Genomic DNA, 13,384 nt, shown 5'->3' on the forward strand with positions numbered 1-13,384 from the left:
CTTTCAAGAATTCACAGCGTTATACGCCTCATTGGCGGAGCTGACCGCTTTGGCCAGCGCACGGCTGGAAATTGTCGCGCCGCTCTCAGCGTCAATGGTGCCGCCGTCTTTGTTGATTTTCAGCTCAGCAGCAGGCTGGCCCTGATAACGCTCCCAATAGGAGGCGGTACCGGCTACCTTGCTGCCGATGCCCTGGGTTTCGCCCTGCTCTGTCACTTTGATTTGCTTGATGGTGCCATCAGGAGTATACGCGACCATAACGGTCATGGTACCGCCGTAGCCCTTGGCGGTGCTGGTGATGACATAGCCGGCGCCATTGGTGGCGGCGTAGACGTCGGAGACGTTTTCCACGGCAACGTTCTCCACCTTCTCAAAGCTGTCCGCCTCCGGGAGAAGCTCGGCACGGGCCTGCTCCTGGGCCAGGCGGGTGGCCTCCGCGATGATAGGGGCGGTGACAGAGTTGGTTGCGGCCAGCGCCCCGGTAATGACGACGCAGATGACGCACAGCACCACGATAGGCTTAAATACCTTATTCCAATTACTCATTTCGCTGCCGCCTCCTTCTTCTTCTTGGCGATACCCAGCTTATCCTGCCGGGTCAGCGCGTCGATATAGGGGGTCACCAGATTCATCAGCAGGATGGCGAAGGACACACCCTCGCTCATGGTGCCGAAGAACCGGATGGCGCAGGTCACAACCCCCATAAAGATACCGGCGATCAGCTTGCCCTTATCGGTGGTGGGAGAGGTGACATAGTCGGTGGCCATAAAGAAGGCGCCCAGCATCAGGCCGCCGGAGAGCAGCTGCACAATGGGGTCATAGCCGCCGATCAGGGACAGCACGGCCACGGTGGCCAGATAGGTGACCGGGATCATGGGGCTGATCACCTTGGTGGCAATCAGGTAGATGCCACCCACCAGGATGGCGATGGCGCAGGTCTCGCCCAGCACGCCGCCGTGGTTGCCCAGCAGCAGGGTGACGTACTCACCGGCGCCCAGCACCCCCTTCTCCACCGCCAGCGGAGTGGCGGAGGCCAGGGCGTCGATGCCGTTTTCCGGCTTGGGGTAGTTGGCCATGCGGCTGGCAAAGCCCACCGCCAAGGCGATGCGGCCCACGATAGCGGGGTTGGCGAAGTTGAAGCCCAGACCGCCGAAGAGCTGCTTGATGATGACGATGGCGATGAACGCGCCCACAATGGCCATCCACCAGGGCATGGAGGCGGGCATATTGAAGGCCAGCAGCATGCCGGTGACCACGGCAGACAGGTCGGCAACGGGGACCTCACGGCCCATCAGCTTGCAGTAGCCCCACTCGAAGAAGACGCAGGCGGCCACTGTGACCGCAGTGAGGATCAGGGCGTTCACCCCGAAGATGATCACGGAGGCGACCAGAGCCGGACACAGAGCCAGGCACACCCGGCCCATGATCTTCTGGGTGCTGTCCGCGCCGGTAATATGGGGCGCGGCAGTGACAATCAGCTTATTGTCCATTACTTCTTACCTCCATTCTTCATCATAATCTTGGCCAGGGCGATGGAGGGAGCCAGAGGCCGCTTGGCCGGGCAGACGAAGGAGCAGGTGCCGCAGCTCATACACAGGTCGGCGTTGAGCTCAATGAGCAGCTCCACGTTGCCGTCATTGTAGGCCTGAACGATCTCCTTGGCGGACAGGCCCAGAGGGCAGGCGTTGGTACACCGGCCGCAGTGGATGCAGTTGGTAGCCTTGGGGATCTGGGCCATTTTCTTGGAGAAGGCCAGCACCGCGTTGTTGTTCTTCAAAATGGGCTGGTCCAGGTTGGCAATGCAGTTGCCCATCATGGGACCGCCGTAGAGCACCTTGCCCGGCTCCTCGGTGAAGCCGCCGCAGAAGTCCATCAGCTCCTGCACGGGAGTGCCGATGATGACCTCCACGTTCTTGGGTTCCTTGATCACGTCGCCGTCCACGGTGAGGCGCTTGGTGGTCAGGGGCATGCCTGTCGCCAGGTACTTGCCCACAAAGGCCACCGAGGTGACGTTCATCACAATCACGCCCACATCAGAGGGCAGGCCGGGGAAGGGGACCTCCCGGCCGGTGCAGTTCTCGATGAGAACTTTTTCCGCACCCTGGGGGTAACGGCAGGGCAGCTCCTTTACCTCGATGCCGGCAGTGGCTGCGGACTTCATCTTGGCGATGGCCTCGGGCTTGTTGCCCTCGATGCCGATGACGCACTTGGGAATCTCCAAATACTTCATCACCGCCTGGATGCCGTCCAGGATGTACTGGGTGTCCTCCAGGAAGCAGCGGTTGTCCGAGGTGATGTAGGGCTCGCACTCGGCGCCGTTGATGAGGAGGGTGTCGATCTCGTCCAGATTCTTGGGGGCCAGCTTCACCGCCGCGGGGAAGCCCGCGCCGCCCAGACCCACCAGGCCGCTGGCCCGGACGGCATCCTGGAAGGACTTGAGATCGGTGACAGCAGGGGGCGCGATGGCCGGGTCCACCGTCTGCTTGCCGTCTGGGATGATGACCACAGCGGTCTGCGGCGCGCCGTTGGGGGCGGTGATGGTGATGATGCCGTCCACTGTGCCGGACACGCCGGAGTGGATGTCAGAGGAGACAAAGCCGCCCGCCTTGCCCACCACAGAGCCCACAAAGACCTGGTCGCCCTTGGCCACCTGGGGTGCGGCGGGGGCGCCGATGTGCTGTCCCATGGACAGGACGATCTTAGAGGGCAGAGGCATCTTCACGGTCTCCTGATTGGAAGTCCGCTTTTCGTGCGGGACCTGCGCGCCCTGCGCAGATCGTTTGAGAAATTTGCTCATGTAAGTTTTCGACCTCCCTAATAACTTGCTGGGATACCGCCGCCCGCTTCTGCGTTGCCCTCTCCAGTGCCGGGCTGCGGCTGCCGTGTCCGACCAAGCCGGACACACGACAAAACCCGCCGGTCCCTTCCTCTGTTTTTGCTGAAACCGCCGGTCTTGCTACGTATGCTTAATGATACACCAGTCTTGACAGGATTGCAAGTTTTTTTCCTGGAGCCTTGTCCCATTTTTCGGCAAAATTTTTCCCTTCCGAAGAGTATAGTTCAAAACCGGAGTATAAAACAGGCGCGGAGGGAACATCCCCCCGCGCCCCGGACCGGACCTCTCAGCAGCCGCAGCCGTTGTTGCAGCAGCCATTGTTGTTGCAGCAGCCGTTATTGCCCCAGCCGCCGCAGCTGAACAGGATGATGATGAGAAGGATGATCCACAGGCAGCTACTGCCGCCCCAGCTGTTATTGCAGCACCCCATAATGAGTACCTCCTGATTTTATGAAAGTATTAAGAGGGCTGTCTGCCGCTCTCGATACCATCATATGGTCCGGGGAGGCGATGGGTGCGGAGCCTTACAAAATATTTTCGCAGAAGGCCCGGAGCATGGTGGCCATCTCCGCCCGGGTAGCGCTGCGCTGGGGGTCCAGGGTCAGGGTGGAGCCGTTGGCCACTCCGCTGACAATCCCCTTCTCCACCGCCCAGGCCATGGCGGGCCGGGCCCAGCTGCTCAGCCGGCTCAGGTCGGCGTAGCGGGACAGGTCGGCCCCCGCCCCTGGAGCGAGGTGCATGTACTGGGTGGCATAGTTATACATCATGGCCACGGCCTGCTCCCGGGTGACCAGGCCGTCGGGGCTGAAATTGCCATTTCCCGTCCCCGAGGTGATCCCCTGGGAGGCCCCCCACAGCACCGCCTGGGCGTACCAGCTGTTTCCCGCCACGTCCTGGAAGGCCAGCTGGGTCACCAGGGCGGGGGACCCGGCCAGCCGGTGAAGCACCGACATGAGCATGGCCCGGTTCATCGACTCGTTGGGGGCAAAGTGGTTGGCGTCCATGCCGGAAAACAGCCCCTTCTCATAGGCGTAGCCCACAGGGGCGTAGAACCAGTCGCTCTGGGTCACGTCGTAGAAGGGAGTGTGCTCCGTCTTCCCAGCCGACAGGGTATAGCCCCCCTGCAGGCCGATGGCCGCCTGACCCGAGCGGATGGTCACCGCCGCATCGGTGCTCTCCCCCACGATGTAGCGGTGGTTCTGGATCAGTGACGAGCCGGAGGCAGCCTCCACCCCGGTGGTGACGTCCACCACCGCGCCGGTGTGGACCACATTGGCGGAGCCATCCAGCAGAACAAAGACGCTCCCGGTGGACAGGGTAATGATCTGGCCGTCCGGCCACTCCCGGCGCTGGAGGGTCTCACTGGAGCTTCCGGAGGCGGCCCCTCCGCTCCCCCGGAAGGCGGCGTCCAGCTTGGCCTTGGCCTCGTCATAGGTCTTCTGCAAAAGGCGGTTCCCCGCCTCCTCCCCGGCCTGAACGCCTTTGGCGGAAAAGGTGTCCCGCAGGTAGCTCAGGGACACAAGGCTGTCCCCGGAGGTGGCGGCATAGGCGCCCGCCGCCAGCAGCAGCAAGGTCAGAACAAGCCCAAGAGGGCGCAGGTACTGTTTCATTGGTGTTCCTCCATATCCTCCCGCTGGGAGATCAGGTAGCTCAGGGTGAGTAGGCTGTCGGAAAAATGGACCGACTCCACCACCACGTCCTGTCTGGTGCAGGTGAGCTCATAGTTGGTAAAATTCCAGATGCCCTTCACGCCGGCCTCCATCAGCCGGTCCCCCATCCGCTGGGCGGCGGCGATGGGCACCGTCAGCAGCCCCACGTCCACCCGGTGGGCGGCCAGGAAGTCCTCCAGTCCATCGGCGTGGCGGACGGGCACCCCGGCCACCTCTGTGCCCACCACCGCCGGATCGGTGTCGAACGCGGCCAGCAGGCGGAAGCCGTTGGCCGAGAAGCGGAAGTTCCGGATGATGGCTCGGCCCAGGTTGCCCGTGCCCAGCACAATCAGGGTGTGGCCCCGGCTGATGCCCAAAATCTCCCCGATCTCCTCCTTCAGGCCGTCCACCTTGTAGCCGTAGCCCTGCTGGCCAAAGCCGCCAAAGCAGCACAGGTCCTGGCGAATCTGGGAGGCGGTCAGCCCTATGGACTTGCCCAGAGCGCTGGAGGAGATGCGCACCACCCCCGCCTCCTGCAGCTCAGACAGCTGCCGGTAATACCGGGGCAGGCGGCGGATCACCGCGGTAGATACCTTTGCGTTTCGTTTCATCCGGCACACGTCAGGGCAAAAGACGGGCAATTCGAACGGCTGCCCGATTATGGTTAAACATGGACCGGGGAGGCATGGCCACGATCTCGCCGCCGGTCAGCTCCTCCCACGCTTCCTCCTGATAGGCTAAATTGCTGTTCATCTGATCCGCTCCTTTCCTGACATGGGCACAGCTTCCTGCATATATTATAGCATCCAGCCCTTTGACGGTCAATCCAAATCCACAGGGAAAAACAGGACCGGAAGGTCCCACGCCTTAGTCCCGGAAATCGAACAGATCCTTGGGCTTGATCTTGAACACCTCGCACATTTTGAAGATCAGGTCCATGGACACCCCCACATTCCCCAGCTCGATGGCGCTGATGTGGCTCCTTTCGATATCCAGCATTTCTGCAAGCTGAAGTTGAGTTGCCCGCAGACTTTTTCTATAGTAAACCACATTCAAACCGAACTTCCGATACTGCTCGCGATACTCTTCTTTCATTCATGATCACCTCACCAATAGTTTAGAGGTGAATGGGCCTTAGTTAAACATGCCGAAAACGTCGTAACGACGTTGACAAAGGTCATTCTGTGTGCTATTATCTCCACACGTTACTGACACCAACACAGACAGAGAAGGAGGTGACGGAAATGGATCTCAATTATTTTAAAGATAAGCTTTTCGATCTGCTGAATGACAGTGATGGCCTGAACATCGCTGACATTGTGACGGATGACAGGCGTGGCCTGTTCACCGTCAACACCACAGACGGGAGCACATTTGAACTCCTGTGCCGAAGGCTGTAAGACTCACACCGGGCCCCCTCGCCGAGGGGGCCCCTTTTCACATCATCTTCACGATCTCCTTTTTCAGCCGGGCGATGATCCGCTTCTCCAGCCGGGAGATATAGGACTGGGAGATGCCCAACTGATCGGCAACCTCCTTCTGGGTGCACTCCCGCCGTCCGTCCAGGCCGAAGCGGAGGGTAATGATGTGCCGCTCCCGGTTGTCCAGCCGCTCCATGGCCTGACGGAGGAGCTGCCGGTCCACGTCGGCCTCCAGGGGCTGGACCACCAGGTCCTCGTCGGTACCCAGGATGTCGGACAGCAGCAGCTCGTTGCCGTCCCAGTCGGTGTTCAGCGGCTCGTCGAAGGACAGCTCCGTCTTCTGGTTGGCGGTTTTTCGCAGGTACATCAAAATCTCGTTCTCAATACACCGGCTGGCGTAGGTGGCCAGCTTGATGGCCTTCTCCGGCTGGTAGGTGCCCACCGCCTTGATCAGCCCGATGGTGCCGATGGAGATCAGGTCCTCAATGTTGATGCCGGTGTTCTCAAACCGCCGGGCGATGTAGGCCACCAGCCGCAGGTTATGCTCAATGAGCTGGTTCCGGGCCTCGGCGTCCCCCTCCTTCAGGCGGGCGATAAGGGCGGCCTCCTCCTCCCGCTTCAGCGGGACCGGCAGGGTATCGCTCCCACCGATGTACATGACCTTTCCGGGCAGGAGCAGTCCCAGCCGGGTGAGGAGGGCCGTCAGCCCTTCCTTCAGCTTTATGTAAACTGTTTTCATCTCAAACACCTCTTTCATCCATTGGTCCGGCCAGCGCCTGATAGCCGCCCCCGTCGGACACCGGCGTGGGGGAAAGGGCCACCAGCGCCGGTCCCCGCGGCTGCCCCTTCCACTCCAGCCCGTCCACCCGAAGGGCCAGCAGCAGCCCCCTGTCCACCCCCACGCTGCGGTAAGGCAGCAGGCGGAATCGGGACCGCCACGCCCCCGTCCCCAGGCGGGTCAGGGCAGCGGCGGGGTCCCGCAGGTCGGCGGGGCCGGGGCGGTGCTCCCGGGGGAACAGCGGCCCCACCCGCTCCCCCTCCGCCACGATTGCCGGACGGCCGGACACCGGGTCGGTAAGGGTGTTCCCGGTGTCCACCAAGGCGGTGAGGGCCACGGACCGCTCCCCCAGACGCAGCGTTATGTTGACCAGCTCCCCGTCCGCCGCACTGTGCCGCGCCAGACGCTGAAACACCAGGGTAAGCACCCCGTAGCACACCGCCGCCGACAGCAGCACCACCTTCAGATCCAGCGCGGAGTAAAACACCCCGCCGCCCAGAGACAGTCCTGTCCCCCCCAGCAGACCAATGGCCACCACTCCTCCCCCAAAGGCGCAGGTCAGGGCTACAAACAAAATTCCCTGGCGCAGCAGGCGGCGGCTCCCCCCATAGGATACCAGCAGCATCAGGGCGGCGGAGGCCAGGCGGCACAGAGGATGGGCCAGAAAGCCCAGTCCCGGCAGGAAAATGGCTACCGCGTACCCGCCCCCCAGGATGGCTCCCAGGGCGAAGCGCACCCGGCGCAGAGGCTCCCCCGCCAGACGGGCGGCGGCCAAAAGGAGCAGATAGTCCACCAGGGCGTTGAGGAGAAACAGCGTATCCACATAGATGACCGTCACAGTCTCTCCCCCCTTCAGCACGTCCTATTATAGGGGCTTGGCCGGAAAAAAGCGGTCAGAATTTTGATAGGGGTTTCGGGCGGATTTTGTCAGGCTCCTCTTGACCGGGCGGTTATCTCGTGTTATAATATCGTTAGACGATATTATAACACGACAAGAGAGAGGAGGTCCGTCGATGGCGGGACGGGAAAAGGGACCGCTCACCGAACCCATGTACTATGTGCTTATGTCCTTCCTGAGCCGGGAGATGTGCGGCACCGAGATCACCGAATTTGTCGCCCGCAAAACCACGGGCCGGGTGAAGCTGGGGCCGGGGACGCTGTATACCCTGCTGGCCAAATTCCAGGACGAGGGGCTGATTGCCGAAATCTCGGTGGACGGCCGCAAGCGGACCTATCAGATCACAGATAAGGGCCGGGACGCTTTTCAGGAGGAATTGGACCGCCTGCGCACCTGCGTGACGGACGGAGAGGAGGAATTGCGATGATGGTAAAAAAAGCGATCCCTTGTTCCCTGCTGGACATCCAGGGCGTCCAAGAGTGGCTGGACGAGATGGTTCTTCAGGGGCTGTTTCTGGAGGCATTTGACAAGGAGGTAATGCTATGAACCACGTTTGGAAACTGACCCCCGTGTCCATGTATGACGTACGGGGACTGGAACAATGGCTGGAACATATGGCCGCCAGGGGGCTTTTCCTGAAAAAGTACCGCCCTCTGGTGTGTACCTTTGAAAAAGGGGAAGCAAAACAGGTCCGCTACCGGCTGGAGCCCTACGCCTTCTCTCTGGCAGCGGACTTCCCCGACGGCATGGTGGACCTGTTTCAGGAGTGCAGCTGGCGGCATGTAGGTACTGTCAATCACGAGATGCTCATCTTCTCCTCCGCCGACCCCCGCGCCCCGGAACCCCACACTGATCCGGATATCCGGCTGGAGCAGTGGAACAAGCTGTACCGGAAGGCCCGGAAGGAGTGCGTTCAGATGGCTCTCATTGTGCTGGCCTGCCTGACCATCTGCACCACCGCCCTGTTCTGGGGCGGAACACCACTGACCAAGCTGCTGTCCTCCAACATCATTGTCTGGGAGGTTCTGCTGTTCCTTTTTCTCCGCCCGCTCCTGAATCTTGCGGTCCAATACTCCCGGGTCCGGGAGCTGGCCGCCGTCATCCGGGAGCTTGAGGGCGCTCCACCCAAACGCTTCCGGCTCTGGTTCCCCAGCCGGCAGTTCTTCTCCTGGGCGGGGGCCGCCTATGTCGCCCTTCTGCTGTTCCTCCTGTGCTTCCTGAACACCATCGGACGCAGCATGAGCCTCCCCGGACCTGTGACTGAATTCCCTCCGCTGTATGTAACCGATCAGGAAACGGGGATCACTCTGGGGACGGATTCGGGCAGCTGGCGAGGCTCCCTCTTGTGCTGGAATCAGCGGCAGTCCTGGGATTTCGAAGCTATAGACGAACGGATGCTCTATCTGGAGGTATCCTGGTCCGACTTCCCCGGCTGGTTGTCCTTTCTGGCCGTCCCAGCGGCAAAGGACCTCCTCACCGATTCCATGAAGCTGGACGGCCAGTTCCCCTGGCTGGATAAGAGTGCCGTGGCCTGGACCATCCGGGACTACCCCGACGCGGGGGCGGACTGGCTGTCTGTGGCCGACAGCGAGAACGGCGTCTACCACACCGCTGCCGCCGCATTGGAGGATAAGGTCGTGGTGGTGCGGTATAGGGGCAGCGGCGACCTCACCGGCTGTCTGGACGAGATCGTGGATATGGTCCGTTAGCGCAAAAAAAGCCTCCCTTCGCAAAGGGTCCTTTTTGCGCTCCTCTAGCCGCTGATAAATGCCTCCGCCTCCTCCCGGCTGTAGCAGCCGTTAAGGACGGCCAGCAGGGCGTTGGCGGACATGTGCTCGGGCAGCTCCAGCCGCTTCAGCAGGGCCTGCCGCTTTTCTCCGCTCCCCGGTCCCCCGGCCAGTCCGGCGGCGAACAGGTCCCCCTTGGTCAGCGGCGGACCGGAGAGGGCTGCCTGAGCCTCCTCCTCCAGGAAGGTGGCCCCCGCCCGGCGGAGGACCTGCTCCAGCACCTGGGGCGGCATCCCCTCCACCCCAAGCTTGCCCTCCTTCCCCGGCCGGCGCTTGCGGCGCTCCTTACCGTAGATGTCGGGGATGTAGGCGTGCTTCAAAAATTGGGCCGGGATGGCCCCCTTGATCCGGTTCCGGATGACGAACCCCGCCCCGTCGGAGTCGGTGAGCACTACCAGCCCCCGCCGCCGGGCGGCCCGGTCCAGCAGGGCCATCCGCTCCGGGTCCTGGAAGAGCTGAAAGCCCCCTGTCTCCAGAATCAGCGTGTCCACCACCTGGGACAGGGTGTTTTTGTCGTAACGGCCCTCCACCACGATGGCCTCCCGAATGCACAGCATGGGTCCTTCCCTCCCTTCTCTGCCGTCTCAAACGCTGTCATCAGCGCCTCAATCAAGGCGGTCCACCTCCCTACGCCGTGTTGGTCAGCTCCAGCAGCAGGGTGGTCATCAGCTCCTCCGGGGTCTGGCCGCTGTCCGAACGCATGGCCGCGTGGGTCTGGGCGCAGCGGATCACCGCCCGGCGGCACCAGGACAGGGAAAACCGCCGGGCGCTGTTCATCAGCCGGTTGGCCGGGTACCGCATCCCCCACAGGCGGGCCACGTAGTTGGCGTCCCGCCCCTGCTGCAGGGCCAGCCGGGCGGAGTAGATCTGCCGCATCTGGCCGCCAAAGGCCCCGATGATCTCCCCGGGCTTCACCTGCATCCGGTACAGGTCCCCCAGCACCCCGGCGGCCTCGTCAAACCGCTTCTCCCCGATGGCGTCAGCGATGCGGAAGACCACGGCGCTGAGCTGAGGGGTCGCCACCGCCTGGATGTCCGCCAGGGTGATGGCGGGTCCTCTGGCGTAGGCGCCGATTTTCTCGATCTCCTGCTTCAGGTTCTGCATCAGGTCGCCGCACAGCTCAATGAGCTCCTGGCACAGGCGGGGCTCGATATCCTTGCCCATGGACCGGAAGTGGCGGCGGATCCAGTTCACCAGCTCCGACGTCTCCTGCCGGGCGAAGTTCACCGCCGTGCCGTGCTCCTTCAGGGCCGCCGCCAGCTTGGTGCGGGCGTCTGGCTTGTAGTCGATGACGTCGTAGAGGAACACCAGACAGCAGTATTCTGGCAGACTGGACAGGATGCGGATATAGGCCTCCTTGTCCGCCGCCTTGAACAGGTCGAAGTCGGTGACCTGGACCAGGGTCCGCTCCGCCATCATGGGCAGGCAGTCCACCGCCTCCTCCAGGGCGTGGGGGCTCATCTCCCGGGCGTTGATCTCATGGCGGTTGAACTCCCCCAGCCCCCCGGTGAGGACGGCCTCCCGCAGGCGGTCCAGGTAGTACTCCCGCAGGTAGGTCTCCTCCCCGTGGAAAATGTACAGCTGCCCCGGCTTCCCGGCGGACAGCTCCTTCTTCAGCTTGAGAAAGCCGGATATATCCGGCTTTTCCTTGTCTTTGCTTCGTTTTGGCGGCATATCAGTTCTCCTTCCACTGCACTTCTATGGTGCCGTACAGATCGGTGCGGTAAATGGCGGCCCCCGCCTCATCCAGGCGGACCAGGGTGTCATAAGAGGGGTGGCCATAGGAATTGTTCTGTCCCACAGAGATGAGGGCCAGCCGGGGCTGGACCGTCTCCAGCAACTCAGGGGTGGTGGAGGTTTCTGAGCCGTGGTGGCCCGCCACCAGGATCTCCACCTCCGGCAAGGGGATGCTCTCCACCAGACGCAGCTCCCCCTCCTGCTCCATGTCGCCGGTGATGAGGACCTCGGTCTGTCCAACGGCAGCCAGCACCGTCAGCCCCAGCTCGTTGGTGGTCCCCGCCTCCGTCACGGGGGCGAACACCGACACCGTCCGGTCCTCCGCCAGTGCGAAGCGGGTGTCCTCCCGGACCAGCCGCACCGGGATGCCCTTCTCCGCCGCCGCAGACAGAATGGCCGCCCGGAGCGGGGCGTCCTCCTCCACGTCGGGCAGGGCGATCTCCCCCACCCGGACCCGGTTCAGCAGCTGAGGGATGCCGTTGGCGTGATCGGAGTGGTAGTGGGACACCACCAGCAGGTCGATCTGATTGCGGCCCAGGGACTGGAGGTAGCCGGCAGCCACGTCGCCGGGGTCGTCCCGGCTGTCCCCGCCGCAGTCCACCAGGGTGAAAAAGTTCCCCGTCCGAACCAGCACGCTCTGGCCCTGACCCACGTCCAGCACGGCCACTGCCAGCCCTCCGGTGTAGAAGGAGGCCCGGGTGAGGGCCACCGCCAGCACCAGCGCCGCCAATCCGGCGGCCAGGGGCATCCACACCGGACGCCGTCCCTTCGTGCGGACAAACACCAGCAGCAGGGCGTAAACCAGCACCAGCCAGGCCCGGTAATACACCGATTCCAGCGGCAGGGCCGCCAAGGCGGGCTTGGACAGCCAGTCTACCACCCATTGGAGGTAGCGGGCCAGCCAGACAAAGGGGAGGGCCAGCGCCGCCGCCGGACCGGGCAGGAAGACAGCCAGCGTCCCCACCCCCAGTCCCCCCAGGAACAGAAAGCCGATGGCCCACAGGGTGAGCAGGTTGGACAGAGGGGCGATGAGGGAAACCATGTTGAAATGGAGGGCCACCAGCGGTATGGTGAGCACCGAGGCTCCCAGCGTGGCGGACAGGCAGGACACCACAAAATACGGGGCTGTCCGCAGCAGCCGCTCTCCCCAGCCCTTGGGCTTCCGGAGGCCGTCCATGTGGAGCTTCCGCAGCAGCCAGTCCTGCACCCGGTCGGACACCAGCAGGATGCCAGCCACCGCCGTGAAGGACAGCTGAAGCCCGATGTGGGCGGCGGAAAAGGGGTTGGTCCAAAGCAGCAGAAGCAGAGCCAGCGCCAGGGCGGTGGGACCGTCCCGTTCCCGGTCCAGCAGGGGCGCGAACTGGAGCAGCAGGATCATCACCGCCGCCCGGAGCACCGAAGGGGTATTGCCCGCGATGCCGCAGAACAGCACCACCCAGAAGATGGTGAGGACGGCGGCGCTCCGTCTGCCCCGCCCCAGCAGGGTGGTGAGCAGTCCGGCCAGAAAGGCCAGGTGCATCCCGGACACCGCCACCGTGTGGCTCAGCCCCGCCCGCTCCAGGGAGGTGGTGAACTCGTCGGTGAGGCTGTCCCGGTTGCCCGTCACCAGGGCCTTGACAAAGCCGGCAACGTCCTCCGGGAAGGCGGCGTCGATGCCCTCCTTCAGCGCCCTGGCCGCCCAGGCGGCGAAATACTGGGGCGCGATGTGGTCCGGACGCTCCACCTCCAGCCGGCCATAGGCCGTGGCCCGGAGGAAAATGCCCTTGGCGGTGTAGTAGGTAATGGCCTCCCCGGCAAAGGTGCGGTCCCCCAGGGTACAGTGGGCGATGGTCTCCACTCGGTCGCCGGGACGCAGGTCCGCCCCCTGCTCGTCCACATAGAGGATGGCGGACACCTTCGCCCATTGCTCCGTGTCCGCCCGGACCAGGACGGTATAGCCGCCGTAGGTCCCCTCCTGGGGCCAGTCGGTCACCGCGGCGGTGAGGCGGACGGTGCGGTCGTCCAGCTGTTGGGCGGGCTGGAAGAACACCGCCATGTACAGCGCCGTCCACAGGAAGCCCGCCGCCAGGCCGGACAGAATGAGCATCGTCCGGGTCCGGGCCCGGCTCTTCCGCCGGACCAGCAGCCCCAGCAGCAATGTTATGACAACCAGCGCCCCGCCCAGCGGCAGCAGAAGGGCGTCCAGGCCGCCGTAGATGGTGAGGAAAATAGCGGCGGCAAAGGAGAAGGCAAAGGCGGCCAGTATGCGCACAGTCCTCCCCCCTCTCCCAGTGTTTTC

The 13,384-nt window shown here is 63.3% G+C and carries 17 protein-coding genes; 4 read left to right on the forward strand and 13 right to left on the reverse strand.

Annotation, left to right across the window (positions count from 1 at the left end; translation table 11 throughout):
- Positions 1-3: 3 nt before the first annotated feature.
- From VV088_RS06750 to VV088_RS06785, 8 genes are all read right to left on the reverse strand, one after another.
- Positions 4-546 carry an RnfABCDGE type electron transport complex subunit G gene (locus VV088_RS06750; RefSeq protein ID WP_334600017.1) on the reverse strand — a complete coding sequence of 181 codons (543 nt, stop codon included), beginning with the start codon at positions 544-546 and terminating at the stop codon, positions 4-6.
- Positions 543-1,490 (reverse strand): RnfABCDGE type electron transport complex subunit D, encoded by a 948-nt coding sequence (locus tag VV088_RS06755; RefSeq protein WP_334600018.1) that lies wholly within the window; start codon positions 1,488-1,490, stop codon positions 543-545. The genes VV088_RS06750 and VV088_RS06755 overlap by 4 nt, the downstream gene beginning before the upstream one ends.
- On the reverse strand, positions 1,490-2,797 hold the full coding sequence (gene rsxC / locus VV088_RS06760; RefSeq protein ID WP_334600019.1) for an electron transport complex subunit RsxC: 1,308 nt from the start codon (positions 2,795-2,797) through the stop codon (positions 1,490-1,492). The genes VV088_RS06755 and rsxC overlap by 1 nt, the downstream gene beginning before the upstream one ends.
- A 325-nt stretch (positions 2,798-3,122) precedes the next feature.
- Positions 3,123-3,266 carry a hypothetical protein gene (locus VV088_RS06765; protein ID WP_334600020.1) on the reverse strand — a complete coding sequence of 48 codons (144 nt, stop codon included), beginning with the start codon at positions 3,264-3,266 and terminating at the stop codon, positions 3,123-3,125.
- A gap of 94 nt (positions 3,267-3,360) precedes the next feature.
- Positions 3,361-4,446: an S-layer homology domain-containing protein gene (locus VV088_RS06770; protein ID WP_334600021.1), complete on the reverse strand. Its 1,086-nt coding sequence runs from the start codon at positions 4,444-4,446 to the stop codon at positions 3,361-3,363.
- On the reverse strand, positions 4,443-5,096 hold the full coding sequence (locus VV088_RS06775) for a redox-sensing transcriptional repressor Rex (RefSeq protein ID WP_334600022.1): 654 nt from the start codon (positions 5,094-5,096) through the stop codon (positions 4,443-4,445). Before VV088_RS06775 ends, VV088_RS06770 begins: the two co-directional genes overlap by 4 nt.
- A 10-nt stretch (positions 5,097-5,106) precedes the next feature.
- The gene (locus tag VV088_RS06780; protein WP_334600023.1) at positions 5,107-5,238 is read right to left on the reverse strand and encodes a hypothetical protein; all 132 of its coding nucleotides are present in this window, start codon (positions 5,236-5,238) and stop codon (positions 5,107-5,109) included.
- Between the two features lie 114 nt (positions 5,239-5,352).
- Positions 5,353-5,580 carry a helix-turn-helix transcriptional regulator gene (locus VV088_RS06785; protein ID WP_334600025.1) on the reverse strand — a complete coding sequence of 76 codons (228 nt, stop codon included), beginning with the start codon at positions 5,578-5,580 and terminating at the stop codon, positions 5,353-5,355.
- 149 nt (positions 5,581-5,729) lie between these two features.
- On the opposite strand from VV088_RS06785, the gene VV088_RS06790 reads away from it, so the two are divergent.
- A complete protein-coding gene (locus VV088_RS06790) occupies positions 5,730-5,885 on the forward strand; it encodes a hypothetical protein (protein WP_334600027.1) in 156 nt (51 codons plus the stop codon).
- A 37-nt stretch (positions 5,886-5,922) separates the two neighbouring features.
- On the opposite strand, the gene sigE is transcribed toward VV088_RS06790, so the two are convergent.
- The gene (gene sigE, locus VV088_RS06795; RefSeq protein WP_334600028.1) at positions 5,923-6,645 is read right to left on the reverse strand and encodes an RNA polymerase sporulation sigma factor SigE; all 723 of its coding nucleotides are present in this window, start codon (positions 6,643-6,645) and stop codon (positions 5,923-5,925) included.
- A 1-nt stretch (position 6,646) separates the two neighbouring features.
- Complete coding sequence (locus VV088_RS06800; RefSeq protein WP_334600029.1) at positions 6,647-7,522, reverse strand: sigma-E processing peptidase SpoIIGA; 876 nt, start codon at positions 7,520-7,522, stop codon at positions 6,647-6,649.
- A gap of 175 nt (positions 7,523-7,697) precedes the next feature.
- On the opposite strand from VV088_RS06800, the gene VV088_RS06805 reads away from it, so the two are divergent.
- The 3 genes from VV088_RS06805 to VV088_RS06815 are packed head-to-tail and all read left to right on the forward strand — an operon-like array spanning position 7,698 to position 9,291.
- Entirely contained in the window at positions 7,698-8,009 is a 312-nt protein-coding gene (locus tag VV088_RS06805) for a PadR family transcriptional regulator (protein ID WP_334600030.1), read from the forward strand.
- A complete protein-coding gene (locus tag VV088_RS06810) occupies positions 8,006-8,128 on the forward strand; it encodes a hypothetical protein (RefSeq protein ID WP_334600031.1) in 123 nt (40 codons plus the stop codon). Before VV088_RS06805 ends, VV088_RS06810 begins: the two co-directional genes overlap by 4 nt.
- Complete coding sequence (locus tag VV088_RS06815) at positions 8,125-9,291, forward strand: DUF2812 domain-containing protein (RefSeq protein WP_334600032.1); 1,167 nt, start codon at positions 8,125-8,127, stop codon at positions 9,289-9,291. Before VV088_RS06810 ends, VV088_RS06815 begins: the two co-directional genes overlap by 4 nt.
- A gap of 44 nt (positions 9,292-9,335) precedes the next feature.
- On the opposite strand, the gene VV088_RS06820 is transcribed toward VV088_RS06815, so the two are convergent.
- From VV088_RS06820 to VV088_RS06830, 3 genes are all read right to left on the reverse strand, one after another.
- Positions 9,336-9,926, reverse strand: coding sequence for a toprim domain-containing protein (locus tag VV088_RS06820; RefSeq protein ID WP_334600033.1), 591 nt, complete (start codon positions 9,924-9,926; stop codon positions 9,336-9,338).
- 70 nt (positions 9,927-9,996) lie between these two features.
- A complete protein-coding gene (holA, locus tag VV088_RS06825) occupies positions 9,997-11,043 on the reverse strand; it encodes a DNA polymerase III subunit delta (protein WP_334600034.1) in 1,047 nt (348 codons plus the stop codon).
- A gap of 1 nt (position 11,044) precedes the next feature.
- Complete coding sequence (locus tag VV088_RS06830; RefSeq protein WP_334600035.1) at positions 11,045-13,357, reverse strand: DNA internalization-related competence protein ComEC/Rec2; 2,313 nt, start codon at positions 13,355-13,357, stop codon at positions 11,045-11,047.
- Between the last annotated feature and the right edge of the window lie 27 nt (positions 13,358-13,384).

It is taken from the genome of Lawsonibacter sp. JLR.KK007 (genome assembly GCF_036941135.1).
In the GTDB taxonomy this organism is placed as follows: Bacteria; Bacillota; Clostridia; order Oscillospirales; family Oscillospiraceae; genus Lawsonibacter.

What these genes read in the sequence shown, in the direction of transcription:
- VV088_RS06775 (WP_334600022.1), bottom strand. Translation starts at nt 5,096, where the DNA reads ATGAAACGAAACGCAAAGGTATCTACCGCGGTGATCCGCCGCCTGCCC.
- VV088_RS06810 (WP_334600031.1), top strand. Translation starts at nt 8,006, where the DNA reads ATGATGGTAAAAAAAGCGATCCCTTGTTCCCTGCTGGACATCCAGGGC.
- VV088_RS06765 (WP_334600020.1), bottom strand. Translation starts at nt 3,266, where the DNA reads ATGGGGTGCTGCAATAACAGCTGGGGCGGCAGTAGCTGCCTGTGGATC.
- rsxC (WP_334600019.1), bottom strand. Translation starts at nt 2,797, where the DNA reads ATGAGCAAATTTCTCAAACGATCTGCGCAGGGCGCGCAGGTCCCGCAC.
- VV088_RS06750 (WP_334600017.1), bottom strand. Translation starts at nt 546, where the DNA reads ATGAGTAATTGGAATAAGGTATTTAAGCCTATCGTGGTGCTGTGCGTC.
- VV088_RS06780 (WP_334600023.1), bottom strand. Translation starts at nt 5,238, where the DNA reads ATGAACAGCAATTTAGCCTATCAGGAGGAAGCGTGGGAGGAGCTGACC.
- VV088_RS06805 (WP_334600030.1), top strand. Translation starts at nt 7,698, where the DNA reads ATGGCGGGACGGGAAAAGGGACCGCTCACCGAACCCATGTACTATGTG.
- VV088_RS06770 (WP_334600021.1), bottom strand. Translation starts at nt 4,446, where the DNA reads ATGAAACAGTACCTGCGCCCTCTTGGGCTTGTTCTGACCTTGCTGCTG.
- VV088_RS06815 (WP_334600032.1), top strand. Translation starts at nt 8,125, where the DNA reads ATGAACCACGTTTGGAAACTGACCCCCGTGTCCATGTATGACGTACGG.
- VV088_RS06820 (WP_334600033.1), bottom strand. Translation starts at nt 9,926, where the DNA reads ATGCTGTGCATTCGGGAGGCCATCGTGGTGGAGGGCCGTTACGACAAA.
- VV088_RS06790 (WP_334600027.1), top strand. Translation starts at nt 5,730, where the DNA reads ATGGATCTCAATTATTTTAAAGATAAGCTTTTCGATCTGCTGAATGAC.
- sigE (WP_334600028.1), bottom strand. Translation starts at nt 6,645, where the DNA reads ATGAAAACAGTTTACATAAAGCTGAAGGAAGGGCTGACGGCCCTCCTC.
- VV088_RS06785 (WP_334600025.1), bottom strand. Translation starts at nt 5,580, where the DNA reads ATGAAAGAAGAGTATCGCGAGCAGTATCGGAAGTTCGGTTTGAATGTG.
- VV088_RS06755 (WP_334600018.1), bottom strand. Translation starts at nt 1,490, where the DNA reads ATGGACAATAAGCTGATTGTCACTGCCGCGCCCCATATTACCGGCGCG.
- holA (WP_334600034.1), bottom strand. Translation starts at nt 11,043, where the DNA reads ATGCCGCCAAAACGAAGCAAAGACAAGGAAAAGCCGGATATATCCGGC.